The 25,243-nt window shown below is 46.4% G+C and carries 23 protein-coding genes; 3 read left to right on the plus strand and 20 right to left on the minus strand.

The window, feature by feature from the left end; all coding sequences use genetic code 11:
* From QP775_RS18380 to QP775_RS18420, 9 genes are all read right to left on the minus strand, one after another.
* Entirely contained in the window at window positions 1-732 is a 732-nt protein-coding gene (locus tag QP775_RS18380; protein ID WP_481857268.1) for a DsbA family protein, read from the minus strand.
* Window positions 733-1,310: 578 nt separating this feature from the next.
* Window positions 1,311-2,720: a cell wall-binding repeat-containing protein gene (locus QP775_RS18385; protein WP_285108217.1), complete on the minus strand. Its 1,410-nt coding sequence runs from the start codon at window positions 2,718-2,720 to the stop codon at window positions 1,311-1,313.
* A 274-nt stretch (window positions 2,721-2,994) separates the two neighbouring features.
* Window positions 2,995-5,349 carry a heavy metal translocating P-type ATPase gene (locus QP775_RS18390; RefSeq protein ID WP_285108219.1) on the minus strand — a complete coding sequence of 785 codons (2,355 nt, stop codon included), beginning with the start codon at window positions 5,347-5,349 and terminating at the stop codon, window positions 2,995-2,997.
* Window positions 5,342-5,734, minus strand: coding sequence for an ArsR/SmtB family transcription factor (locus QP775_RS18395; protein ID WP_285108221.1), 393 nt, complete (start codon window positions 5,732-5,734; stop codon window positions 5,342-5,344). Before QP775_RS18395 ends, QP775_RS18390 begins: the two co-directional genes overlap by 8 nt.
* A gap of 253 nt (window positions 5,735-5,987) precedes the next feature.
* On the minus strand, window positions 5,988-6,713 hold the full coding sequence (locus tag QP775_RS18400; RefSeq protein ID WP_285108224.1) for a DNA-3-methyladenine glycosylase: 726 nt from the start codon (window positions 6,711-6,713) through the stop codon (window positions 5,988-5,990).
* Window positions 6,714-6,921: 208 nt separating this feature from the next.
* Window positions 6,922-7,860, minus strand: coding sequence for a PD-(D/E)XK nuclease family protein (locus tag QP775_RS18405; RefSeq protein WP_285108226.1), 939 nt, complete (start codon window positions 7,858-7,860; stop codon window positions 6,922-6,924).
* 124 nt (window positions 7,861-7,984) lie between these two features.
* A complete protein-coding gene (locus tag QP775_RS18410) occupies window positions 7,985-8,356 on the minus strand; it encodes a hypothetical protein (protein WP_285108228.1) in 372 nt (123 codons plus the stop codon).
* 171 nt (window positions 8,357-8,527) lie between these two features.
* Window positions 8,528-9,205, minus strand: a complete 678-nt coding sequence (locus QP775_RS18415) for an SOS response-associated peptidase (RefSeq protein WP_239329423.1) — start codon at window positions 9,203-9,205, stop codon at window positions 8,528-8,530.
* 212 nt (window positions 9,206-9,417) lie between these two features.
* Window positions 9,418-9,579, minus strand: a complete 162-nt coding sequence (locus tag QP775_RS18420; protein WP_285108230.1) for a hypothetical protein — start codon at window positions 9,577-9,579, stop codon at window positions 9,418-9,420.
* A gap of 139 nt (window positions 9,580-9,718) precedes the next feature.
* Here QP775_RS18420 and QP775_RS18425 point away from each other — a divergent pair, with 139 nt between their 5' ends.
* From QP775_RS18425 to QP775_RS18435, 3 genes are all read left to right on the plus strand, one after another.
* Complete coding sequence (locus QP775_RS18425) at window positions 9,719-10,069, plus strand: DUF1360 domain-containing protein (RefSeq protein WP_285108232.1); 351 nt, start codon at window positions 9,719-9,721, stop codon at window positions 10,067-10,069.
* A 330-nt stretch (window positions 10,070-10,399) separates the two neighbouring features.
* Window positions 10,400-10,663: a YtxH domain-containing protein gene (locus tag QP775_RS18430; RefSeq protein ID WP_285108235.1), complete on the plus strand. Its 264-nt coding sequence runs from the start codon at window positions 10,400-10,402 to the stop codon at window positions 10,661-10,663.
* A 336-nt stretch (window positions 10,664-10,999) separates the two neighbouring features.
* Window positions 11,000-12,274, plus strand: a complete 1,275-nt coding sequence (locus QP775_RS18435) for an NCS2 family permease (RefSeq protein ID WP_239329430.1) — start codon at window positions 11,000-11,002, stop codon at window positions 12,272-12,274.
* Between the two features lie 238 nt (window positions 12,275-12,512).
* On the opposite strand, the gene QP775_RS18440 is transcribed toward QP775_RS18435, so the two are convergent.
* From QP775_RS18440 to QP775_RS18490, 11 genes are all read right to left on the minus strand, one after another.
* Window positions 12,513-13,964: a sensor histidine kinase gene (locus QP775_RS18440; RefSeq protein WP_285108237.1), complete on the minus strand. Its 1,452-nt coding sequence runs from the start codon at window positions 13,962-13,964 to the stop codon at window positions 12,513-12,515.
* Window positions 13,961-14,644: a response regulator transcription factor gene (locus tag QP775_RS18445; protein ID WP_285108239.1), complete on the minus strand. Its 684-nt coding sequence runs from the start codon at window positions 14,642-14,644 to the stop codon at window positions 13,961-13,963. Before QP775_RS18445 ends, QP775_RS18440 begins: the two co-directional genes overlap by 4 nt.
* 57 nt (window positions 14,645-14,701) lie before the next feature.
* Window positions 14,702-15,874, minus strand: a complete 1,173-nt coding sequence (locus QP775_RS18450; RefSeq protein WP_285108241.1) for an ABC transporter permease — start codon at window positions 15,872-15,874, stop codon at window positions 14,702-14,704.
* A complete protein-coding gene (locus tag QP775_RS18455; RefSeq protein WP_483312029.1) occupies window positions 15,871-16,554 on the minus strand; it encodes an ABC transporter ATP-binding protein in 684 nt (227 codons plus the stop codon). The genes QP775_RS18450 and QP775_RS18455 overlap by 4 nt, the downstream gene beginning before the upstream one ends.
* Before the next feature lie 95 nt (window positions 16,555-16,649).
* Window positions 16,650-18,170, minus strand: coding sequence for an efflux RND transporter periplasmic adaptor subunit (locus QP775_RS18460; protein ID WP_285108243.1), 1,521 nt, complete (start codon window positions 18,168-18,170; stop codon window positions 16,650-16,652).
* Between the two features lie 264 nt (window positions 18,171-18,434).
* Window positions 18,435-19,010, minus strand: coding sequence for an undecaprenyl-diphosphatase (locus tag QP775_RS18465; RefSeq protein ID WP_285108245.1), 576 nt, complete (start codon window positions 19,008-19,010; stop codon window positions 18,435-18,437).
* The gene (locus tag QP775_RS18470; protein WP_285108247.1) at window positions 19,007-19,741 is read right to left on the minus strand and encodes an ABC transporter permease; all 735 of its coding nucleotides are present in this window, start codon (window positions 19,739-19,741) and stop codon (window positions 19,007-19,009) included. Before QP775_RS18470 ends, QP775_RS18465 begins: the two co-directional genes overlap by 4 nt.
* Window positions 19,734-20,654, minus strand: a complete 921-nt coding sequence (locus tag QP775_RS18475; protein WP_285108249.1) for an ABC transporter ATP-binding protein — start codon at window positions 20,652-20,654, stop codon at window positions 19,734-19,736. The genes QP775_RS18470 and QP775_RS18475 overlap by 8 nt, the downstream gene beginning before the upstream one ends.
* A 111-nt stretch (window positions 20,655-20,765) precedes the next feature.
* Window positions 20,766-21,782 carry a sensor histidine kinase gene (locus QP775_RS18480; protein ID WP_285108251.1) on the minus strand — a complete coding sequence of 339 codons (1,017 nt, stop codon included), beginning with the start codon at window positions 21,780-21,782 and terminating at the stop codon, window positions 20,766-20,768.
* Complete coding sequence (locus QP775_RS18485) at window positions 21,772-22,488, minus strand: response regulator transcription factor (protein ID WP_239329439.1); 717 nt, start codon at window positions 22,486-22,488, stop codon at window positions 21,772-21,774. Before QP775_RS18485 ends, QP775_RS18480 begins: the two co-directional genes overlap by 11 nt.
* 221 nt (window positions 22,489-22,709) lie before the next feature.
* Window positions 22,710-25,181 carry an S-layer homology domain-containing protein gene (locus QP775_RS18490; RefSeq protein ID WP_285108254.1) on the minus strand — a complete coding sequence of 824 codons (2,472 nt, stop codon included), beginning with the start codon at window positions 25,179-25,181 and terminating at the stop codon, window positions 22,710-22,712.
* Window positions 25,182-25,243 lie beyond the last annotated feature (62 nt).

The raw sequence follows: 25,243 nt of genomic DNA on the forward strand, positions 1-25,243 counted from the left end.
TTACTTCACGGCCGCTAAGGCATCTTCGATCGCTTGCTTTAACGCAGGATAGCTGTCCCACTGCCCTGTATACTCTTTGCCGTTAATGTAAAAGGCGGGTGTTCCCTGAGGCTTAGCCTGTTGTACAAAAGCCAAATCTTGATCTACTTCCTTCTTGTACGATTCATCCTGTATCTGCTTTAGCAACTGCGCGGAGTCCATGCTAGGTACCGCTTTCTTGGCGATCTCAACTAGATATTCAGGTGTCGCCCATTGTTCACGCTCATCCTTCTGTCCCGCATAAATCGCTTCATGATAAGCCCAGAATGCTTCCGGATTATGTGCATAGACAGCTTCGCCAGCCAATGCCGCTGTACGTGAATCAGGTGCTAGGAACGGATAGTTCATAAACGAGAACTGAATCTTGCCTGTATCAATAAAGTCTGCCTTCAATTGCTTGTAATTTGTATCTTCCCAGAACTTGCAGGCAGGGCACTTGTAATCTCCAAATTCTACGACTGTGACTTTAGCCTCAGGAGAACCTAGAATCGGCTGCCCCTCCAATTTAAAATCAACAACACGTTCATCACGCTGCTGCTTGCCAATCTCTGTGCTTTGTTGATTTAGCACAAATATGAGCCCCAGCAGTACAACTAACACGACCGGAAACAAGATAAGCATCAGTTTGTTATTGCTCTTCTTGCTGGAATATGACGACTTTGATTTCGACGTACTTTTACCCAACAGATTCACCTCTTCATTGCTTTTTTAGTATGTATGTCATGATGTCTATATTCGCTGACATAGGTATCTACTCCTTTCTAATGTAAACGAAAACCGACAATTTTTCTATTTCTTTTACTAGAATCGTCATTTCAATGTGATCTATGTCATCGAATGGTAACATTTTAGGTTCATTTGGTACCTAATGATAATGCGGCAGATTCCTTGATCTAAGCAGAAGATGTGTGTGCAACCTAACTTGTCTAATCAGAAGCAAGAACTGAGGGGTACAAGAATAACATCTTCAAAGACACTTCTCCATCAAACATACAAACAGCAAAAGATGCACGGCAAACACCCGAAACTAACACTCCGGGTGACTGTCGGTCATCAGTTGCATTGGAGCAGCCTGCTCCAACCCTATTGTTTAATGCACAGCTTCACAGGATGCTCCAGCTGTGGCCGTGTGTGGCCCGGATTCGGAGTGGAACCACTTTTGCGAGCGAGTGTGTTCTGTATGTAAGAGGGAAACCCTGTCAAGGTTGATACGCTCATACGAGCAAGTTCAACGGCAGTCACCGAGGATGAGGTGCCACCTCGAGAAGAAGTTACGCTCCATGCCCGCCGTGATGCGCTGCATGCCCTCCAGAACTGCTGCTAATTTCGAGCAAATCATCAATGGCCCCCTGCAGCGCAGGTGTCAGGCTGGATGCAGTCCCAAGCAGCCATGCAGCATTATAGGGCCCTTCGGCAGGCGTGCGATCATACGTCGGTCGAACTCCTTCGAGGTATTGACGCAGTACAGGCGGGATCTGACCGCCATCTGTCAGTAGTAAGGGCGCATGCTTACCTTTGTGAGCAAATGGCGCAGCAGCCGCAATTAGCAGCGGATCATTCCCCAGAGCAAGTGAAAAGTTATGCCCAGGTGTCATAATCCCCCACCCGAAGCCTGTGTTCGGGTCCTTGTATCGGGCAAAAGCCACCGCATTGGCGGTAGGGTTGGCTCCCTCAATCCGCTCCACTCTTCCGAAAGCAGATAACTGCGCTGCTGTTTCCGCTGATACTGCGGTGCGCGGGCCAATTATGTAAATAACTGCTGTCTTGCGCCGCTTTGCAAGCGCATCAGCAGTAGCTTGTGGAATGCCGTCTTTTGTTACAAACAACAACGGCTCGGGCATATGTGCTGTCCAATTTACAGCAGGCAGCGTGAAGGCAGGTGCATCTAGTGAACCTACGACGACGGTTGGAGACAGCTGTCCACTTGTTCGCGACATGTATAGATCGACATCTGCGGCTGCCTGCGCGGGCTCGCTACTGGCAATCCGCCGCACATCGAAGCCCATTGCTTTCAATTGATCCCACACAGACTGGTGAACATTGCCGACTACAATTACTCGCGGATAGGCTCCTTTTTCGATTCCTTTAGGTCGCAGCCTTGCAATCTCTTGCCGCGTAGCCTCAGGAATACGATCTTGATCTGTATAAAGAAGCGGTGCGTTCAGCGGATGGTGAATCAGATGTGCTGCCGCGGCAGCTATCCCCCAATGCTCTTTGGTCACCAGCACGATGCCGTTAGGCCTTCCTTCCTCCGTCAGAGCAGGCCAAGCTATTCTGGAGACAGCGATTGCCGCCAAAACAGGGTCATCTTGATTGATACGCACCGTATTGTTGGTTACCACCCACGGTTCATTTGTTTTATTCAGCGTCGGCATCGTAGTGTATTTTCGGGAATCAGCCGTGTACTTGCTGCCGTGATCTGTAGGATATCGTTGAGTCGCAAGAGCAAGACCTTCTCCCCTAGCTGCTATGTGTTCACCTTCAGAAGCTGTCATAAGATTTCTTACGTATGCAGCATTACGTTCTTTTGTAACAGCCGTTGTACATGCTTGCGCATGAGCCGTTGAGATGTTCAGGATAATACCCAAGCATGCATATACAAGTAGTGATACCGTAATCCTTCTTCGTTGTCTTCTGTTGCTGGCTGTGACAAATGGTAATCCAAGGTGATTAAATTTCAAGTGAGGCTCCACCTTTCTCATCTCAATATGCAAGTTTACGCAAGCAAATGATTTCCTTATCACAGCGTCCCCGATTTTTCAAAATATATGTATCACTTATTTAATAAACTGCTCTCATACTTCCTCTTACTCTAAAGGAACAAAAGTCCTTCCTTGCACGAACACGCTTAACCTCTATAATCCAAATGAATATCCAAATCAATTAAAAAACGGTACCCGAGCATGACGCTCAAGTACCGTTTTATATTTAAATAACTCTCTATTCAATTACCAATCATTCTGGATCTTTGCCGAGCAGGATTGTGAGCCCCAGCAATGTCACAACTATGGTAGCCCCCATGTCAGACAGGATCGCAATCCAAAGCGTAAGCCAACCAGGTATGGTGAGCAGCAAAGCGATTATCTTCAGCCCCAGCGATAAACCAATGTTAAGTCGAATGACCCGATTGACGAGACGGGATACCCGAATAGCTGCTGGCAGCTTGCCGAGATGATCCTGCATTAATACGATATCGGCCGTCTCAACGGCGCTGTCCGTTCCTTTGCCCATCGCAATACCTAATTGTGCGGAAGCTAGGGCCGGTGCATCATTAATGCCATCCCCAACCATCGCTACACGGTACTTCTTGGCCAGTTCCTTTACTTGCTCGACCTTTTGCTCTGGCAGCAGTCCCGCATGCCATTCCGACACACCAACCGCTTCTGCCACTCGAGCAGCAGATTGCTTGTGGTCGCCTGTCAGCATGATGGTATGTGTGATATGCGCATCATGAAGTGCCTGTATCGTAGCCCGACTCTCTTCCCGAATCTCATCAGCAAGGCCAAATACACCAAGGGGACGACCATGCTCCACGACTGCAACGATGGTATAACCCTGAGCCTTCATGCGCTCGGCATCTGCTTGTGCCTGCTCGAATGCGGCCCCGTCCCGATTTAATATGCGCTCACTGCCTACTAGATAAGTCGTACCCTCAATAATAGCTTCAATTCCTTCACCCGCAACAGTCTCTGCATGTGAAGGCTCTACAAATTGCGTCAAGCCCTTTCCATTTACATACCGAATCATGGCCTTCGCAAGCGGGTGAAGCGAGCCCTGCTCAACAGCGCCGATAACATCGTAACAGCGTCCCTGATCATACACGACCTCTGCCATTACAGCAGGCTCGCCTTTGGTTAAGGTTCCTGTCTTATCAAAAGCAAGGGCGTTAATTTTGCCAAGCTGCTCCAGATGGACGCTGCCTTTGACCAGAATTCCCATACGTGCCGTGCGTGTTATGCCGCTTACGATCGCAATTGGAGAGGACAGAATTAAGGCACATGGGCAGCCAACAATTAAGACAGCAAAGCCTTGATAGACCCATTTGAACCAATCCCCATCCAGCAGGAGCGGCGGTACAACCATTACTAGCGCTGCAATGATCATAATGACAGGAGTATAATATTGCGCAAACTTATCAATAAACAACTCCGTTGGTGTCTTAGTGTCTTGCGCTTCTCGAACCAAATGTAATATTTTAGCTAAGGATGAGTCCTCATACGCTTTGTCTACCCGAACTTTTAACAGACCAGATGTGTTAATGCTGCCTCCATAAACGCTGCTTCCGACCTCTTTGGCTACCGGCAATGATTCACCTGTAATAGCAGCTTCGTCGACCCCGCTGATTCCCTCCAACACGGTGCCGTCAGACGGAATCTTCTCGCCTGGTCGCACAACGACCGTATCGTTGACTTTGAGCTGCTCGATTGGAATCGTAACCGTCTCACCGTGTCGCAGTACATTGGCTTGCTTAGGCGCCACTGCTAACAGCGAAGCAACAGATTGTCTTGCCCGTTCCATACCGTAACCTTCAAGAATCTCATTAAGTCCAAACAAGATAGCAACTAGAGTTGCTTCTTTCCATTCGCCCATTACTACTGCGCCTGTAAGTGCTACTGTCATCAGAGTATCCATATTAAAACGTAAACGGAACAGGTTACGCAGCCCTTGCATAAATGTGGTGTGACCACTCAACAGCACGGCAATTAAGTAAAGAGCGATTAAGGACCACTGTGGTATACGACCATCCAACATGAAAGTAGAGACGTAAAGCACAGACGATATGCCGAGAAACCACTTCATTCGTTTCATTGAGCCGTGCTCATGGCTATGTCCATGGCTGTGATCGTGTCCATGCGCTTCCCCATGATCGTGGTTAGCATCAGAATGATCATGTTTATCGCCATTCGCGTGATTATGCAAATGCGAACCATGTGAATGCCCCTCACAATTGTGATGGTCATGCCCATGTTCATGACTGTGCTCATGTCCCGCTGCATGAAGCTGCTCACTCTGTTGAGATCCCTTGCCCTTGCTGCCCGCGGCTCTCGTAAAGCCTTCCCCAGTTAAAGCACCTGCCTCGACGAGATATGCACCATCCCGACGCAAAATACGCTCCACTTGCTTGCGATTGACTGATGGATGAATCTTTAGAGTTCCGCTGTTGTAATGTAATTCCGCGTCTTTGCCATTCTCCAAACGTCGAATATCGATCTCACACTCACGAGCGCAATTGGCGCAAGATAAGCCTTTTACCTGAAACGACTGCCGCTCGTCACCTTGTGCTAGTTGATTAGGGAGTGTTCTAGTCATGACAATGCTCCTCTCTCATATGCTCTTGAGTCATCCGAATCAGCATACGAATATGATGGTCAGTCAGTGAATAAAATACATTTTTCCCTTCTTTACGCGACTTCGCGATACCAAGCGATTTCATCAACCGCAGATGATGCGAAGTTGTTGCGATCGAATGACCCGTTAAAACAGCCATATCACACACACACAACTCTTCGCCCTCATCCAGATACACCGCCATTTTCATCCTTGTCGGGTCAGACAACGCCTTAAACATTTGGGCCATATTGCTCACTTCATGCTCAACGACACGTCCTTTGAGCTTGTTAATCTTAGCTAGGTCGTAGCACACAAGCTCACACACATCTTGTTGTATATCCTCTTTAATTGGTTTAGGCACCATTCTTTGCACCTCCATATTCTGAAGATTAGTAGTTGTATAACAAAACGAAATATTTGTTAATCAAGTATTCGTTTGAATGTTTAATTGAATTATATCACCACATATTCGTATATTCAAATGATTTTTTAAATGTTATTCAAAATTCCTTATTTGCCTACCCAATATGTAAAAAGCGATGGGCCGTGCTTCGCGCACATTCCATCGCTTGTCATACATTTGCTCCTGCGTTCATTGTCTACCATTAGATTCGAAACTATTCACCAGATTCAGCTTGAAACGTCTCCATCATGCGGGCGGTGCTGGACAATGGCACAGCCTGCTTGTCTACAACAGATATATATGGATTCCCCGCAATGTAGAAACGCCATAGTTTATCCGCATACTCTTCTGCGTAAGGAATGTTAATACGAGCAGCACATGCAATGTGCGCATAGGGAATTTGGATTCCTTGATCGATCCAGAGTTCTTCTCCCATCACCAGATCAGCACCATCAAAACGCTTGTTGATATCAAGCGCAGCGCACAGCTTCCCAGGCCCGTTACTAATATCCGCCGCTTTACGTGAGCGGATTGGCCTACGTGCACGCATCAAATCCGCGTCCAGTTGTGATAACGGCTCAACTGCGCGAATCAGCACAGCCTCAGCCTGCTCCTGCTCCGCTGCAACTACATTTAAGCAGTAATGCATGCCATATATTAAGTAAACGTAAGCCTTGCCGCCATCTTGGAACATCGTCTCGGTTCGTTTCGTACGAAGATTGCCATAGGCATGGCTACCCTTATCAAGCGGTGCAACATAACTTTCCGTCTCCACAATTCGGCATCGAATCAACCCTTCGGACGTTCGTCTCACCAATGTCTGTCCGAGCAGATGTGGTGCCAGAGGCAACGCTCCCTGCCGAAACCACGACCGAGACAACCTGCCGTCTATCCCCTGATTACATCCGTTGGCATCACCTGCAAGTGAATCATGCTCCATTTGTGTCATCTGCTGCTTCCTTTCCCGCTTATTTACGACGTCAGCTCTAGTCTATTTCCGATCCCCACTTAAGCATCACCCTTGCTGTCACATTCTCTGTAAGTTTCTCTATAAGTTCATGAATTATAAGTACCTGCTGCCTGCACTGGCCTACATGTTTAATAGCTCTTTTGTCACACAAACTCCTATTTAAAACAACCAACAACAACTACTCTTCATCTGTTCGCGGCCTAGCCCCTTCGCACATTTCACGATAAGAGCAGCGGCGGCATTTTCGCTCGTCATCCGTAACCTCAAAATCCATTTTAGACTTGGGGGCATTAGCAGCAGTATCCGACAAATAATGACGCATCTTGGCAATGCTAGTCTCCACATAAGCTGCAAGCTCATTCATCTCATACTCTTCCACTTGGTCCAGCTTACACTGCCCACTCAACAAATATTCCGTACGAATATCGATCTGCTCATACGGAATGCCATAATTCTCATGAACATACCAGCTATATAGACGAAGCTGTGTGACATTTCGTTCGTCCTCCTGCCCCGTTTTCCAGTCCACAATGATATAACGGCCCGCCTGGCGGTACATAAAGTCAAGCTTAACGTAGATCATCGTATCGCCCAGATCAAGCGTATTCAGCTTCTCCAGCTCCACCAAATGACAGCTATCCGCATGCATAAAATGCTGCAAGCTTTCACTGCCAAGCAGCCGATCAACTAAAATCGGCAAGCGTGTCTTGATAGTCTCCGTTAACTGCGGCGGCAATCCGCCTCTATAATACATCTCGTGCAGCATCCGCCGCTGCTTGGGCTGTGCTGTCCAAGCCTCTATGTCCTTGGAATCCTTATAAGCTTGGTTTAACAGAAAGCGGACTTGTTTTATGATCTCCTCTGGCTCCTGCATTTTTCCATAGTGATGATAAGACTTCACCGCTTCCTCAGCCATCTTGTGCACAGCATCTCCGAATACAAGGTATAGATTCGTCATCTGCTTCAATCGATACGCCTGCCTCGCCATAGGCGGAGCGTCCAAATACCAACCATTATGCGCAGCGTAGTAATGGAAGTAGTATTTGCGGCGGCATTCTTCAAACAGGTTATGGCGCGAAGGCGACCACGACCAATCCGGATAAGGTCTTGGCGGCATGAAGGTTCGACTCCTTTATATGAATAACTTCCTAAATATACAGAACAGGCTCCCTGCAGGAACCTGCTCCAACTAATCGCTATTATATCATGGATAGTTATGAACGATGGGATAGCGCTGCTGCCTACTGTGCATCGGGGAAATGATATAGGTGACGGAGTAATAGTCCCTCCTTATCTGGCCATAATCGTGTTAGCACATCCATTCTTTGCTGAACTACATGTCGATCCAACTCGGCTTCATGGGCTGACACTCGACTGTACACGATCATGCCAACGGGCAGTGTTCGTAACCCTTCCGAACTTTCTACGTGTCTCCATGATGTGAATGGTTTCAACTGTACAGTTGGATCCAGTTGCTGCATATGAAGTGATGATGCAAGTATGACTACTATTGCTGCAAACACGATGTGAGTAATAACGATTGTTACACAGACAAGCTGTCGATTACGCATCACTTTCACCATCCGTTCATGACTATAATTTGCACGAGGCATAACCATACTCTTCCATTGTATATTACCCTAGGGAGCACAACAATTTATACGCAGATATCTAATCGCTGGCCTTTGTACAAAAACAAAGAGGCCCGCCCAGTAACTGGACTAGCCTCTTTTAACGTCCAAATCAGAATGTAGAATCATCTATATGAGCTTAATTCAAGCCTGTTAGTTTTTCACCCATGCCTGCTTTAAGTCCATTTCCTGAATACAAGCTTCTTCATCATAAGACGAATGCTCAATTAATGGCGATACGGGATAGAGATGCATTCGGTTCTCATGAACAGGCTTCAGCATTCGCTGAAAATACTCCACCTCAAGCGACTCCGGCTCCAACCACTTGGTGTACTCCTCCGGTTCCAGTATAGCAGGCATACGACGATCAAACTCAACCGTAAGCGCATTCCCACGGGGAGCCATAAGCAGCGTGCAGGTACGATACGTGTCACCTTTAGCATTACGCCACATGTCGTATAGCCCTGCAATGCCAAAAGTACCGTTCGTACGCAGCACAACCCGTACCGGATGCTTGCGCTTATCCGTCGTACGCCAATAATAGAAACCCGTGCACGGAATAATACAGCGCTGGCGCTCAATCACTTTGCGATACGCTACATTTTCAAAAACAGATAAAAGATCGGCATTGACGGCATCAACTGCCCAGAAAGGTACGAGTCCCCACCTGAATTTGTCCAGTATTCGTTGCCCATCCATCAGGTGAACGACAGGTACCTCTTGTGTCGGAATTACGTTATAACGAGGGCGATAATTCATATTAACCTGATCGATACCAAATAAAGCCTGTAACTCAACGACACTCGCACTGATTGAATATTGGCGGCACATCGCCTCCACCTCCTGTACACGTATCGTGTGCACAAGAGGGAATATTATACATCAAGTGTAAATAAAACTATACAGCAGTATACTGTGATACCTCATTTATAACCGTACATGTTCCGCCTCTTAAATGCATAGAGAAAAGTAAAGCCTGCAAAAGTGATAGAAAAGGCGCACCAACTTTGCAGGCTTGAATATATTACGATATAGTTCCACATTTACTTCTTCACAGGCACCGCCTGCAGCGAGATTGGCTGAGGTGCAGGTAGAACAATCCCAGGTTGAGCCTGCGTAATTGGTACCGCTGGTTGGGAACCGTTTTTCCACCATGTAGAATTAGCAGCTTGATTAGCTCTATTCACGGAATTACAGAAACACATTTTGCTCACCTCCTGCTCTTTCTACTAAACAGTATATGAATAATAGAATAATAGGATTGGACGAACTTATGCTGCCGTAAACACATTCCGTTATTGGATAGCGCTTATGACCCATTATCCTTTGAAGGAGGGTTAAATGATGTTCACTGAACTTAGCTGGCTTCAATTTATTATTCTTGCGTTTGCGAGCTTCCGCTTTACTCATCTGCTCGTATACGATGATATATCTATCCCGCTGCGCCGTCACTTTATCGAACCGTCTGCACAGAAGGACGAGCAAGGACAAGTAATCACAGTATTTGAGCCTCTTGGTACTGGAATACGCCGCTTCATCGGTTTAATCTTATTGTGCCATTGGTGCACCGGAATCTGGTCTGCCTTGTTCCTGACAGCGCTGGTACTATTTGTTCCGGGTGCTTGGTGGCTGCTCATTATTCTGGCGGCCGCTGGTGTCGCTGCGATCATTGAGACAATCGTACTGCGGCTTTGACCCCTTGAGATGAGACTCTTACTATATAGAAGTTATGTATTTGCAGTTTCATCAGTTAGTATGTCAAGACAATACAAATAACCTTCCATCTGCTCAGGCATGCAAATGTGAAGGTTATTTGTGTTCCAGTTGCTTAGACAGGCACTCACCCGCATCCTTGACATCAATTTATCGACATCATATTTTTACAAAAGTTGACTGTTCCACATGTAACATCCACATTTTTCGACATCACATCGACAGCTTGCCCCTGCCAAAATGCCCGAAATGTGCAATTCCTTAGCGCCTCGTGATATATTCAATATAAATCTTGAACGAGGAGGAATTACGATGTCCCAACCCTCATCCAACCGTGCATTTTTGCTCGGCTCGATCGTCGGAGCCGTAATCGGAGGTGCGGCAGCCCTGCTCCTAGCGCCAAAGTCTGGACGCGAACTTCGTGGAAACATCACAGACGGTGTACAGCAAGCACGTAAAGGAACGCAGCAAATGCTTCGGAACCTCGATTTGATTGATCATAAGCCAGCTGCCTGGATTGACATCACACCGCAGCGTGCTTCCCAATCCGCAAATGCAGACAATGGGCGCAAATAGCGACTGCTTCACACTCGCATCATACCTGGGACTAGCTGTGCTAGCTTGGGCTGCAAGGCTCTGTTCACCTGTGAACAGGGCTTTTCTTGTCCTATTTTTTGCATTTAACTTCACATCATATACGACTTCTGCTTAGCTTTTAAATCAAAATAAACTTCTCATTACCTCACTAGAAACAGCTCCCGAACCCCACATGTATGGCATTTGTGATTTCTCCTATTGCATATTTACGATTCACGTTATAACGTATGGATGTTCGGTATAAAAATCGAATAGAAGTAGAAGTCTAAACTAATTGCAAATCAGGCACAAATGTGTAAAGGAGTTGTATCAATAATGCTGCAGCGATGGTACAAATTACAAGACGCCGGTACGACTGTCCGCACCGAAGTGATGGCAGGATTAACGGCATTTATTACGGTGTCTTACATTATTGCGGTGAATGGAAGCCTGCTGCATCAAGCAGGAGTTCCCTATGAAGCAGCGATGATTGCAACTGCAATCGTGTCCTTTTTCGGATGTATGATGATGTCCTTTTATGCCAATTCCCCCTTTATCGTTGTACCCGGACTCGGCACAAGTGCCTTTTTCGTATTTACACTCGTCGCCTCACTAGGACTTCCATGGCAGCAGGCATTGGCAGTCGTGATAACGGCCGGCGGACTATTCCTCCTTATTACGGTAACTCCGTTCGCTAAGCACCTGCTTGCGGCAATCCCCAAATCGCTTATTCATGCTATGACAGCCGGCATCGGTTTCTTTATAGCTTTTCTTGGATTAAAAAATGGCGGGCTGGTAGTTGCCAACCCTGGTACTTTTGTCAAAATGGGCAACGTCCATGATCCTTATGTGGCAACTACGCTTATTACCTTGCTCGTGATGATCTGGTTATTTTTACGGAAGGTAAAAGGCGGATTCTTACTCGGCATCCTATTTGGAACCTTAGTTGGATGGCTGATGGGCATAGTTAAAGGTGACAAGATTGACAGTATGCTGCCCTCATTCGCATCATATGGTGAGCTGCTTGGTGCTGTGGACTTCAGTGGATGGACATCATTCTCGTTTTGGATCGGCGTATTTGCTTTAACGATTACAGTATTATTTGAAAATATGGGGGCGCAGTTGGGTATGATTCCTGACCGCGATCGTTTTACCTATTCTTTCAGAGCGATAGCGGTGTCCATTATCGGGGCTGGACTATTAGGCAGCAGCCCAGCCTCTACTGCAGCTGAAAGCGCTACCGGAATTGCCGCTGGTGGTAAAACGGGGCTTACTTCGTTAGTTGCGGGGCTTCTCTTTATTCCCGCCATGTTCTGTATTCCGCTCTTGCAATGGATACCTGCAAGCGCGATAGCACCAATTCTTATTATCGTTGGTGCCTTAATGCTGCAGCAGATCACGTTGATCGACACCACTGATATGAGCGAGTGGATTCCGGCGGTGCTGCTAATCGCACTTATTCCATTAACATTCAGTATCGCAAATGGTATTGCAATTGGCTTCATTGCCTATGCACTCATTAAGCTATGTATTGGCCGATGGAAAGAAGTATCACCAATCATGTATGCTATTGCGGGAACTTTTATCCTTTATTTGATCCTAAGCGTGTAAACCTTTATTAAGAAAAAAGCACCTTTACGTCCATTGTGTAACGGTGAGGCCGCTTCAAACTGATGCAGGGCTCTCCGCAGCCTACGGCGCAGAAGGTGCTTTTGCTTACCTATAAGGATACATACAGCATATGTTTTTAGACTTAATCTCCATTAAACCGGAGGAAGTCGAATTGATTTAACATCGATCATACAACAACACCAACAAGCGGCAAGCGAGATCATCAGCTTGATACCTCTTACTTCGTCATATCACCCAAAGCCGCTGGTCCTTCAGCTAACGGAAGCGTAAAAATAAAAGTTGTACCCTGCTGCGGTATACTATGCACACTGATGTTAGAGCGATGGCCATCAATAATCGCTTTTACGATAGATAAGCCAATGCCTGTTCCATTTTTGCGTGTTCTTGCCTTGTCCGTCTTATAGAACCGTTCCCAAATCTGTTGTAGATCAGCTTCCTCCATTCCAATGCCTTCATCAGATACAGAGACGAATACTTCCATTCCTGCTTCTACGGTGATCGCAATGGTTGTGTCTGGTCCTGAATATTCCACCGCATTTTGAATGAGATTAACTAGTACCTGCTCGATCCTGTCAGAGTCCGCATGAACCCAGATATCTCTTCCCTGCGAATCGGCAGCGTGTAACATCACCCGATGATGCTGCAAATGCGGCTCCATCCGAGCCAACACCTGCCGGATGGCCTCCGTTAAGTTAAATGGAACCGCTAATATATGAAACTGCCCCGCCTCTATACGCGCTATATCCAGCAGGTCATTTACTAGTCGAATTAATCGTTTGTTCTGTTCCTGCACGATTCGCACATAACGTGGTACATGCTCGGACGGAATCGTTCCATCCAGTATTGCCTCCAGATAGCCATGCATCGAAGTAAGCGGAGAACGCATATCATGTGATACATTAGCTACAAACTCCTTGCGCATCCGGTCAAGGCTGCCCAACTCAAGCGCCATCTGTTCCAATGAACGCGCCAGATGCCCCAGCTCATCGCGAGAATAAATGGGAATCAACAGATCGAATTTTCCTTTGGCAATCCGACGTGAAGCCTCTTCCAGCTTGCGCAATCGGCCAGACAAATACGAAGACAGGATCAGAGCAAATATAATCCCCATCGCCAGGGTAATGCCAATCGCAAGCCACAATCTGCGGCTCCACATGCGTACGTCTTTCTCTAACATATTGGAGGCTGTCATGACGATAAATCCCGGTTTTCCTGGAATTTCAACGGCCTGAGCAGCAACAATGGTTTTGTCTCCACTCTGCTCGAATTCGTTAAAGTATCGCCCGCCCCCCTCCGTTCCACGCACAACAGCTTTAAGCATTAATGCATCTGGCTGAAAGGGGCTATTGTGCGGTGCAAGCGAGATCCGAATGCGACTAGTCCCCCGGTCGATAATGTATAAGGAACGAAGCTGCGGCGGTACAGTCAGCTTAAGTGCAGACAATACCATCTCATCACTCCAACCTGATGTGTCGGCTTCAATCATAAATTGCCCAATGCTGTCCAGTTGATTACGGTCCTGAAATCGCTGCCTCTCACGAAGATCATCTTTGAAAAAAAAGGAGGATACTCCTATCAGCAAAGCATAAGATGCTACTAGCAGGATGAGCAGCGTCATCAATATTTTAAAGAACATTCCCTTAGGACTGAACTTTATCAAGCTCTTCATCGCATCACCTCGAACTTGTAGCCGACACCCCACACGGTAGCCATATTCCAATGCGCTGAATACCCAATTTTCTCCCGAATCCTCTTAATATGCACATCAACCGTCCTAAAGTCGTTCGGATAGTCTGCCCCCCATACTTGCACAAGCAGTTGTTCGCGCGTAAATACCTTATTGGGATTGGACGCCAGCACATGAAGCAGTTCCATTTCCTTTGGCGCCAGCATAACTTCTCCCGCATGGGTAATGATTCGATTGTCAGCTGCTTGGATCAGAAGCCCGGTATATTGCAGCGAAGGCTTAAAAAAGACAGGATTTGCTCTTCGCAGCACTGCCTGTATACGAGCGATCAATTCTTTCGGGTCAAACGGCTTTACAATATAATCATCAACGCCCCCTGCGAAGCCCTTTAACTTGTCATAGCTCTCGCCACTACCCGTCACCATAATAATGGGCACATCACTGTTCTTTCGGATCTCCGCGCATACACCCCAGCCATCCACCTTGGGCAGCATGATATCCAGCAGCACCAAATCCGGCGGTTGGGCATACAGCAGTTCAAGCGCCTGTGCCCCGTCCTCGGCAATTAGATACGTATATGCGTATTTAGTTAAATAAAGCGCGATGAGATCTGAAATGTATACGTCGTCCTCTACAATGAGTATGTGAGGCTGCTTTAACAATGCTCTACCTCCTTAACTGGCACATAGCGCAGTGCAAACGTTCCTTTTCTTCTTGTCTTAATCGTACCGTAAGGCATCCACCGGTTTCAAATTGGATGCTTTGTTGGCTGGGAACAAGCCGAATACCACACCGATGCCAACCGAGAAAGAAAAAGCTAGCCACATCATGTCAGGGGCAAGCGCAAACGGTGTACCCATCGCTCGACTAGCAAAATAAGCACCTGCAATACCAATAGCGATGCCACACAACCCGCTACATCCGCTGATCATCGCAGCCTCCATCATAAATTGCTGCATAATGTCACGCTTCTTGGCGCCTAAAGATTTGCGAATGCCGATCTCACGTGTTCGCTCCGTTACGGATACAAGCATAATGTTCATAATGCCAATGCCTCCAACCAACAATGAAATAGATGCAATTCCAGCTAACATCAGTGTCATCGTCTGTGATACATTGCTGATCGTCTCGACCATGTCTGCCTGGTTGAATATACGATAACTATCTGTAGAGCCCCGGAACTTGGACGTTAATTTAGACTCTAACACTGTCGTTATCGTATCGGCCTGTTCCGGCTCGGTAAACTTCACATACACAGTGCGTATCCCTTTTGACTGCAGCAGTCGTTCAGCTGTCGTCAATGGAATCCAGACTTTATTATCGTTGGAGCTTCCTAACGAACTGCCCTTGGATTCCATAACACCTACAATTTTATAAGCTGCACCGTTCAAGGATAGGTTCTGGCCAAGCGGGTTCATCTCAGGGTAAAGTTCGGCTGCCGTATCTGTCCCTATAATCGCGACCTTTTGGTAATAAGTCGCATCAATTGGCAATATAAATCGTCCGCTTGACACGTGATAATCGCGTACTGTCTCGTACTCTGCTGTAATCCCTTCTACAGGTACATTTGTGTTTTGCAGTCCTGCCTTTGCCTGCACATTTCCGCTCACCACTGGCGACACCGCAGCTACACCTGGAATCGTTTGGAACGACATCGCTTCATCCAAAGTCAGCGAAGAGAGCGCACCTCTGCCCGTTACAGTGACGGACAATAGATTGGAGCCCAGACTGGCGACCTGCGATTTCACTTGCTTGGCCGTTCCTTCACCCATCGACACTAGTGTAATGACAGCCGCTACGCCAATCATAATTCCCAGCATAGTTAGTAGCGTGCGCAGCTTATTTGACAGTATGCTCCGCCAGGCCATCTTTAGTGCCTGTGTCGTTCTCATGGATGCTCCCTCCTAACTTCATGGATTGCGCCATCTTGAATGCGGATCACCCTTTCGGCCTGCTTCGCAACCTCAGGATCGTGTGTAATTAAGACGATTGTGTTCCCCTTTTCATTTAGCTGCTTCATAAATGCCAATACTTCGCTGCCGGTCTTCGTATCCAGTGCCCCTGTCGGTTCATCTGCCAGAATTAGGGGCGGATCTCCCCCTAATGCTCTGGCGATGGCTACACGCTGCTGTTGACCACCAGAAAGCTGCTTTGGCAAATGGAACATACGATCTTCCAATCCTACCTGCCTTAATGCACTCAGCGCCATGTCATGCCTCTTCTTAGTCGGTAACCCACGATAGACGAGCGGCAGTTCAACATTCTCAAACGCCGTTAGCGTTGGGATCAGATGGAACCCTTGAAAAATAAATCCGATCTTTTGATTGCGAATTTCCGCCAATCGGTTGTTCGACAATTGACTTGTCTCTTGTCCGTCGAGCCAATATTGACCTTTCGTCGGAGTATCCAAACAGCCCATAATGTTCATGAGCGTTGATTTCCCAGATCCCGAAGGGCCGACAATCGCCAAGAACTCCCCTTCATAGATGTTAAGTGATACTCGATCCAACGAGATCACTTCTTCTCCGCCCATAACATACGTCTTTGTAATATCTTTGAGGATCAGTGACATCTTTCTTATCAACTGGATGCTCTCTTCACGGGGGTTCTGATGTCCCGGCAGAACAATGGCAGCATGATCCGTTATCGGTGTTAAATCATCTCTATTCATCGCCCGCCTCCGCCTCCAGAATTACCTCCTGACTGACGCTGTACACCTGATTGGCGTTGGTTTCCGCTGAAGCTCCCTCCCATTCCTCCACTCATGCCACCGAAACCACCTAAGCCGCCCATACCGTTAAATTGGTTCGTACTGCTCGCAGACGAAGCTTTTACTGCAGGAAGAATAACCGTGTTGCCTTCCTTTACTCCGCTCACAATCTCCATGTAAGTCTCGTTGTTAATGCCTACCGTTACTTCAGTTCGAGTTCCGGCGGTGGCAACCAAGGCTCCACTTGCCGCTCCACTACCTGCACTGGCTAACTGACGTCCTCCTGCTGCTTGCATCCGGTCTCGGAATGCAGCACGCTCCTCATCGGACATATTCCTTGCACGTTTTCCGTCTGCTTCACCTCTAGAAGTGCTTGTATTTCCACCTTCGCCGACAAATCCTTCCTCACGCTCACCTTTAGATTGTTCCAGTCGCTGACTCCCCCCTTTACCATCAGGCATATCTATGTCCCGTTCGCCGTTCCCATCTTCTAATCCAACTCCAGCAGAACTCTTCTCGTCACCATTTTTACCTTTCATGCCGCTGCCAGCCTGTGATCCAGTTTCATTGGCCCCTGATGCTACCATAACATAGGATTTCCCATTTATTTGCGAGACGGCCTCAATAGGCACCGTCAATATATTCTGCTTTTTATTTACCTCAATTGAAGCCTGTACAGACATGCCACTCTTCACACCAACCGTTGAGTGGAACCCGATCGTTACGTCAAAAACGGCCACACCGCCGGAAGCTGTGCCTTCATTGGCAATGTCTATGACCGTTCCTTCCAGTTTCTTGTCTGGCAGCGCTTCAAAAGTCAGCTCTGTCTTCTGATTCAGTTTCACTTTCGGGATATCCAGCTCATCAATCTGAATCACAGCTTTTAACTGTGTGTAATCTACAACTTCAGCCACAACCGTGTTACCTGATACTTGCATGCCTGAACTTATATCTGTTGAAGTTATCGTACCTGCCATAGGTGAAGTGATCGTCACTTTCTTGGCTTGTTTGTCCTGTAGGTCTTGAAGCCCCTGGTTGCTTAATGCCATATCCAGTTTCATACTTTCAATTTGATTGGCAACAGCTCCTCTTGACTGCTCATCCGCCTCGATATATTTCGTCTTTAACTGTGCGAGCTCCATCTCCTGCTTCTGTAGTTGAAGCTTTTGCTTCGCAATCTGACTGGAAAAGTCTTCACTCTTATAGGAGGCAAGCAGCTGCCCTTTCTTGACGACGTCCCCGCTTTTAAAAGTAACGCTCTCCAGTTCACCTGACTGTTGGGGCTTGACAGTTGCTGAGTAACGGGGCGACACTGTCCCCGCCCCCGACACGTTCACTACGATGTCCCCTTTTGTGACTTGTGCTGTTGGTACAGGTGCAGACTGCGCTTCTTTCGGCTTATTTACCCATAAATAAGTTGCCACACATACTGTTATCAGCACAGCAGCTGTACCGATTAGTTTTATTTTGGAACGCATGCTCCACTCTCCCCTTTGACCTAAATAGCTCCCTGCAGCTGACGCAAGGAGCTACCGTTATTCGTCCAAAGTGAAGTCTACCAAAAAAGTTTGAACAACCTATGAACGACATTATAAAGGGGAAACGTGCTCTGCTATAATGCTCTCCACGAATGACAAAACAGCAGCCATCCATCGGATGACTGCTCTTACGGCGAATCTATGCTCTTTCTCAGCTTCTGCTATCGTGTCATTCCCACGTTCACAATAGCTTCTTCCCAATCACTAGCCTTTTGTCGGCCAGATTCGCTGTTCCGCTTGCTCATACCGCTTAAGGAACACTGCAATAAATGAAAGCTTGGGCACCAACCAATAGGAAACCAAGGCTCCTGTGATGCCTACCAGCGATCCGACGGCAATATCAACAGGATAGTGAACGCCTACCCAAATGCGAGATATCGCAACACAGCAGGCCAGAGCAAGCCATAACCATCCCCATTTCCTGCGGACCAGCCAATAAGACATACACACTGAAAAGAACAAAATTGTATGGTCACTTGGAAATGAGTTATTAATGCCATGTTCGATTAATCTATTTACATCTTTCAGTTCGGCAAATGGCTGTTGATGAGCATGTAAAAGTCCTAGCACCTTTCCAGTTAGCTCTGCAAACACAAAAGCGAGACCGGCCTGAATGACCATCATCCGGTTAGCGGCAGTTCTGGTAAACCAGTACACAAGCATGCTTAACGCCAAAAGATATATCGTATATTCCGCCGTAACGACCACGCTAGGGTTAAGAAACACATATTGTTTCCCCAGATTGTTAATCACTCGAAATATTTCTATATTTAATGTCACTGAATATCCACCTTCTTAAAGTAAACGATTGTAGCTATAAGTCCAACTATTGAAGTAATCCCAATCGCCAAAAAAGAATATAAAGGGGGATACTGCGGGAGATAACCGTTAATCGTGATCACATGAACAGCCGACCATGGGTACAGCGGCTTGAAATCGGAATTGATCACAGATACATTCCCCAATGTAATCACAGCCGTAAATATAATGGTCGGGACATAATTTTTATACAAAAACGTGGTTAACATCGTTGGTGTAGACAGTAAAAACAACAAGACAGCTCCGATCAAATACTCCTTTAACGATTGTATCAGTATGGCTGCGCTCAGACCTTCAAATCCGCCTATAATGCCAAGCAGCAGCGTTAACCCCCACGCCTCCAGTGTCAGCACTAGAATCCATCCCAACAGCAGGATCAATTTACTTATAATAAGATTTGTCCGTGACACAGGTATCGTTAACAAGTTCTTTAATGTATCTTCCGCGTATTCACGATTAAAGAGGTACGCTGTAATGACCCCATATAATAAAGGTCCAATCAGCAACAGCACGTTTAAGTTTGTATTATAGAAGGACAGCTCAAATGAAATCGGTTCATCTGGCGTCTTGCTTTTCATATTCAAATAGGCGAGATACATCATGATAGGTGCTGCTGAGGCGCCGATAACGCTGACCAGAAACATTTTAGCCCGCTTTAGCTTAAGCAGCTCCGTGTATACGAGATCAACCAATGCTCCCACCACCTATCAGCCTACAAAAGTAGTCTTCCAACCTGTCTTCGCTTACTGTGATCTTCGACACTTCAATCCCTTGTTCCACAAACAACTTGTTTATTAGGCCTTGTTGACCAAGATGCGAATATACTCGGATATGACCATCGTCGTACACCTCATAATCCACAATGCCACATCGCTGCTCTAGCAGTTTCACTGCCTTATTGTCATTGGATACTTTAAACTCCAAATAGTTGCGATTTCTGGCTCGCAGTTCTTCGTAAGAAACCTCCTCCAACAGCTTACCCTGATGAATAATGCCAATATGATCGGCTAGCTGCTCGACTTCCGAAAGAATATGGCTGGAAATCAGCACGGTGATCTTTCTTTCCGCAGCCAGAGAAGTAATCAGCTTTCGAATTTCTTTAATCCCAATCGGATCAAGTCCATTCGTAGGCTCGTCCAGAATCAACAGCTCGGGATGGTGGAGAATTGCCCTTGCAATGCCCAGCCTTTGTTTCATACCCATCGAGTATTGACCGACTCTTTTGCTTGTTTCATGTTCAAGTCCTACAATTTCAAGCGCGTCCTCAAGCGCATCTCTCTTATGAACCCCCATAAGCTTGGCATTAATAAGCAGATTTTCTCTAGCTGTCAGGTTCTCATAGAAGCCCGAATGCTCAACCATTGAGCCTATTCTTCTCAGTATCTCTTTCTGCTTGACAGACATACTTTCTCCGAAAATCTCTATCTCCCCGTGTGAGGGCTTAATCAAGCCCAATAACATTCGAATCGTTGTGGTTTTACCAGCACCATTTCGACCAAGGAAACCGTAAATCTGTCCTTGCTTTACATGAATGTCCAAATTGTCGACTACGGCTTGCGAGCCGTATATTTTGGTCAAATTGGTCGTGCGAATTATGCTGCCCATGTGTTGTACCTCCTGCCTCGCATAATAAATTCAGAACTCTTATTAACAGCATAAGCAGGCGAATTTAAATAGCTCTTAATCAATTCTTAATTAACTCTTAAATGACTGCGGCTAAGGATGCTTAGGAATTGTGATACCAAAAGTCGTGCATACACCAGGATCACTAGTAACCCAGATCGCCCCTCCATTTTTCTCGATCAATGCTTTAGCGATAGCAAGTCCTAGCCCGCTCCCGCCCTGCAAAGAGCTTCTTGATCGCTCTGTACGATACAATCGGTCAAATACCTTCTCTCTATCTTCTTCCACTATTCCCGTGCCCTGATCCCATATGCGTAATTCGTACTCCTGCTTGTATTCTGTTAACTCCAGGCCAACCACTTTACCGTCCTTGCCATACTGCACGGCATTTTTCATAATATTGCTAATAATCCGATTCATACTTACACGGTCCGCCACAATCAGACACGGAACGTCTGGAATAGAAGCCTTAACCTCAAGCTGCTGTCTGCGCAGTTCTGGAATAAACTCAATCACACATTCTCTAGCCAGCTCTGCCAAATCAAGCCGCTCAGGCTTCATCACTATTTCGTCTGCATCCAGCTTCGAAAGGTCAAAGAGATGGTCAATCAGCTTCTTAAGGTTATTGGCTTTATTTAAAACAATGGCGGTATATGCTTGTCTCTCCGCCGAATTGTCGGCTATATCATCCATCAAGGCATCTACATAACCAATAATGGAAGTCAGCGGCGTGCGGATATCATGCGAGATATTAGATAATAAACTCTTTCTCGCCGCCTCAGAGCGGATAGTCTGTACCTGAAGTTTATCGATCTGCTCTATTAACTCGTTAATGGAGAATATAACTTCGTTAAGTAAAGGCTCTCCATTTGCCAATAGTCGTGTGTTTCGATTGCCCTGTACAGCACGCTTCAGTGCTTGATGAGCATCTTTTAGTCTAGCAACAAAACGAATTCTAGCCAGCAGCAGTATACTGGCAGACATATAAATCACGATAAATAAAACCCCTCGTACCGTTCCCAAGGGGCCGTTCCATATATCATGAATCAGAAGGAATGTAAGAGCTAGCAGCAAACAGCAGATCAGCACGATGTTCCTATCAGGTCTCATTTTTCTCACCTACAAACTTATAACCGATTCCCCATACGGTCTGCACCCACTTTGGATCCGACGGATCCTCTTCGATCTTCATCCGCAGCTTGCGAATATGCACCATCACCGTATTGTCGTCTTCGACATAGTCGCTGTCCCAGACATGCCGAAAGATTTGGGTCTTCGTAAAGACCTGCTCGGGATGTGCAGCCAGAAATTTAAGCAGTTCAAACTCCTTTGCTGTTAACGACACTTCCGTGCCTGCCTTGGTAACGGCATACTTTTTGAGATCAATTGTTAATCCCTCATACCGGAGAAATAGCGGCTCTTCCTGGTTGCCACGCTCACTGCCTAATACGAAGAAACGCCGCAGATGCGCCTTGATACGCGCCACTAATTCATGAATGCTAAACGGTTTTGTTACATAATCGTCCGCCCCGACGCCTAGTCCTACAATTTTATCCACTTCCTGATCCTTCGCAGTCAGCATCAAAATGGGTACGTTGGTCGATTGCCGCAGCCGCCTACACACTTCAATGCCATCCACTCGCGGCATCATCAAATCCAGTATGACTAGGTTATAACGATGTTGTTCAAAAAGACGGAGTGCCTCCTCACCGTCTGCAGCCGTATCTACTGTATAGAGTTCCCTTTGTAAATATTTGTGGATGAGATCCCGTATTTCCTTCTCATCATCTGCTACAAGTATGCGAATGTCCTTCATATCTGCACCTGCTTTTTATAGGATCACATATCCTTATACGTTATCACATGTCATTAAATTTCATTATGTACCATCATATCAGCTTCGTCCTTGCCTTTGTAGCAGTAGATAAGGCCGTGGTTGGGCGCAAGCCCGCCTTCATGCGGCACGCTGATCTACTGACGCATAGAAAAAGGGCATAGTTCAGTCACGTTGTATGACTAAGCTATGCCCCATTGCTATTATTGCACGATCTTTAAATGAACACTTCTCCCACGCGTTGCTCGTAACACATAATTTCCTGAGCTAAGATTAGCAGTATCCATGTATACGGTTTGACCCACTTGACTTTCCTGTACAAGTACCTTCTTGCCCCAACCATTCGCGACTTGTCGTTCAAATACATCTGCGTTTCCGGACACATCCGACAACACGAGATATACAGTGCTTTCACGATCTACAGAAAACGGAATCAATTGCCCTGCTTTAACTAGAGTCAGATTAAATTGGGCATCCGTAATATTTACATTTATTAAGTGGGACATGTCCGTCCTTTCTTTTAGCTCGTTACGTTCGTTAGTATCAACAGGAGTTACAGTACCCGCCAGTATTTTGAAGCTGAAGCTCTTGTCAATATAAGGTTTCGTAGGAATCATCATGACTGTTGTTCCTTCGATGATAACTTCTCCAATATCACTAAATGGGCGATAGACAGGATCACTGTAAGTTGAAATCAGCACCGAGGCATCCAGATCAACGCCATCAGCTACTTTAATGATTCGATTAAACTTAAAACCGAATTGTTCAGGTATTTTTCCAACTTGGACAAATGTATCATAATTAAATGGAGTCTCTTTTCCTGCTACTAGTTTCACATTTTGATAGGAGGAGTAAAAGCCCTTCTCATCATAAACTATTAGCGTGTAAGGATTTGGAGTCAATCCTGTTGTGTCTATTGAGAACCCTTCATTTGCCCTAACATCAACCTTCTTACCAATTCCAGTTTCTATTGCAATCTGAATCAAATCTGGTTTTTCATAATTTACTTGGTTCGGAATTAAGTACACTACTCCGCTCCGTGTACTAGTGCCATATACATTTGCACCAACAGTGACATATTCTGCTTCACGAGTAATCACAAACCCGTTGCCTGTGTCTGTGATGCCTCCATTATTATTCCCACCAGTTGCCCCGTCTCCTGAGTTTCCACCTGGGTTTCCACCCTTGTTACCTCCCTGAGTTCCTTCAGAGCCGCCATTCGTAGTATCTCCACCAGTATTATTACCGCCGCTGATGCCACTTCCCGAAGGTGCTCTACCTGTTGAACCCGACGGCTGTCCAATGACCCGTTCTTTGCCACCAACGATAATCTTCATATCAGTCGTAACTTGTTCCCCAACCTTTATTTGCGTCGGCGCTTTGTCAAAGCTAACACCGGAGACATTAACCGTAGCTTGCTTTATTAGAGCCTCGCCCACAACCTTTACGGATGCATCCAATACAAGTGCTACAAGCTCAGCTTCCTTGCTTGCATCAATTACAGTGCCTTTTCCTTTTTCTCCAACATGCACACTGCGGATAGTTCCTTTCGGAATTTGAATTCGGATACTATAAGCTTCCACTTCCACGGTATTAAAATAGCCGCTCAGACGAATATCCGCATGTGCAGGAAGCTGTTCCGCCAATTTAATCTTGGAGACGTTCACACCTTGCGCCGCTTCAATAGCTGCAGGAGAGTGAACGATAACCTCCTGTATAACAGTTGAGCCTTTTGCCACAAGACGTACGCTGCCATCACGTTTATCTACAATCACATTTACAAGAACCGAATTATCTACATGAATACTGTGCTCTCCTCCACCGTATACCAAGGTTTCCTTATCAACCTTGACATTTTGGAGAAACACATCTCCTTCGCCTACACCTTTTCCAATAATTAATTTCCCTTGAATATGTACATTTTGCAGTGTGATGCCTGGGGCATTAATTATAATATTGCCTTTAATCGTCTTCACGCCTTCTGCTGGGCCATATGTTCCTTTCTCACCGTACCACTCACCATACGTTGCTGCACCGCGATCCAATAATGCAATCGCTTCTGCACGAGTCAGTTGCTGATTGGGTCTAAATGTCCCGTCAGCATAACCTTTGATTACATCAAGCTGGGATGCCTCTGCCACATACGTAGCGGCCCAAACGGATACTTGACGTTGATCCTTCCAAGTAACAGAACTTGTGGCGTTCTCCCATTTAAGCAATCGTCCCAACGAAACGGCCGCTTCTTGACGGGATAATGCTCCGTTCGGACCAAATTCCCCATTTGAATACCCTTGCATATACCCATTGTACACCGCTGTATGAACCCCTTGGTGGTACCAGGCGTCAGAAGCAACATCGGAGAAAGTTTGTGTTTGCTCACCTTGCAGTTGGAACATTCGATTTATCATCGCTGCCCATTCTGCGCGGGTAACTTTGTCATCCGGTTTGAATTTACCTTGCTTGTCTCCTTCGATAATTCCGTAACTTGCCCATTGTCTGGCTATGTCACGTACCCAATGCTTGTCTAAATCTACCCAATCAGTTGCAATTGGCGCTGTCACATCCATATGATTCTGCTTCGCTTGTACTGCTGGAGTTGCCGAAACCGCAGACGTCATCGTGAACGTACTCAGCAACATAAGTACTGACAACCACGCAGCTATTTTTCTTTTCATCCTCTTTCTCTCTCCCCTAGTCTCATGAATACTTTCAAATACTTTTTCAGTATAATTTAATG

The sequence above is a fragment of the Paenibacillus sp. UMB4589-SE434 genome (genome assembly GCF_030226685.1).
Lineage (GTDB): Bacteria > Bacillota > Bacilli > Paenibacillales > Paenibacillaceae > Paenibacillus_B.

What these genes read in the sequence shown, in the direction of transcription:
- QP775_RS18390 (WP_285108219.1), bottom strand. Translation starts at nt 5,349, where the DNA reads ATGACTAGAACACTCCCTAATCAACTAGCACAAGGTGACGAGCGGCAG.
- QP775_RS18395 (WP_285108221.1), bottom strand. Translation starts at nt 5,734, where the DNA reads ATGGTGCCTAAACCAATTAAAGAGGATATACAACAAGATGTGTGTGAG.
- QP775_RS18400 (WP_285108224.1), bottom strand. Translation starts at nt 6,713, where the DNA reads ATGGAGCATGATTCACTTGCAGGTGATGCCAACGGATGTAATCAGGGG.
- QP775_RS18405 (WP_285108226.1), bottom strand. Translation starts at nt 7,860, where the DNA reads ATGCCGCCAAGACCTTATCCGGATTGGTCGTGGTCGCCTTCGCGCCAT.
- QP775_RS18410 (WP_285108228.1), bottom strand. Translation starts at nt 8,356, where the DNA reads ATGCCTCGTGCAAATTATAGTCATGAACGGATGGTGAAAGTGATGCGT.
- QP775_RS18415 (WP_239329423.1), bottom strand. Translation starts at nt 9,205, where the DNA reads ATGTGCCGCCAATATTCAATCAGTGCGAGTGTCGTTGAGTTACAGGCT.
- QP775_RS18420 (WP_285108230.1), bottom strand. Translation starts at nt 9,579, where the DNA reads ATGTGTTTCTGTAATTCCGTGAATAGAGCTAATCAAGCTGCTAATTCT.
- QP775_RS18425 (WP_285108232.1), top strand. Translation starts at nt 9,719, where the DNA reads ATGTTCACTGAACTTAGCTGGCTTCAATTTATTATTCTTGCGTTTGCG.
- QP775_RS18430 (WP_285108235.1), top strand. Translation starts at nt 10,400, where the DNA reads ATGTCCCAACCCTCATCCAACCGTGCATTTTTGCTCGGCTCGATCGTC.
- QP775_RS18435 (WP_239329430.1), top strand. Translation starts at nt 11,000, where the DNA reads ATGCTGCAGCGATGGTACAAATTACAAGACGCCGGTACGACTGTCCGC.
- QP775_RS18440 (WP_285108237.1), bottom strand. Translation starts at nt 13,964, where the DNA reads ATGAAGAGCTTGATAAAGTTCAGTCCTAAGGGAATGTTCTTTAAAATA.
- QP775_RS18450 (WP_285108241.1), bottom strand. Translation starts at nt 15,874, where the DNA reads ATGAGAACGACACAGGCACTAAAGATGGCCTGGCGGAGCATACTGTCA.
- QP775_RS18455 (WP_483312029.1), bottom strand. Translation starts at nt 16,554, where the DNA reads ATGTCACTGATCCTCAAAGATATTACAAAGACGTATGTTATGGGCGGA.
- QP775_RS18460 (WP_285108243.1), bottom strand. Translation starts at nt 18,170, where the DNA reads ATGCGTTCCAAAATAAAACTAATCGGTACAGCTGCTGTGCTGATAACA.
- QP775_RS18475 (WP_285108249.1), bottom strand. Translation starts at nt 20,654, where the DNA reads ATGGGCAGCATAATTCGCACGACCAATTTGACCAAAATATACGGCTCG.
- QP775_RS18480 (WP_285108251.1), bottom strand. Translation starts at nt 21,782, where the DNA reads ATGAGACCTGATAGGAACATCGTGCTGATCTGCTGTTTGCTGCTAGCT.
- QP775_RS18485 (WP_239329439.1), bottom strand. Translation starts at nt 22,488, where the DNA reads ATGAAGGACATTCGCATACTTGTAGCAGATGATGAGAAGGAAATACGG.
- QP775_RS18490 (WP_285108254.1), bottom strand. Translation starts at nt 25,181, where the DNA reads ATGAAAAGAAAAATAGCTGCGTGGTTGTCAGTACTTATGTTGCTGAGT.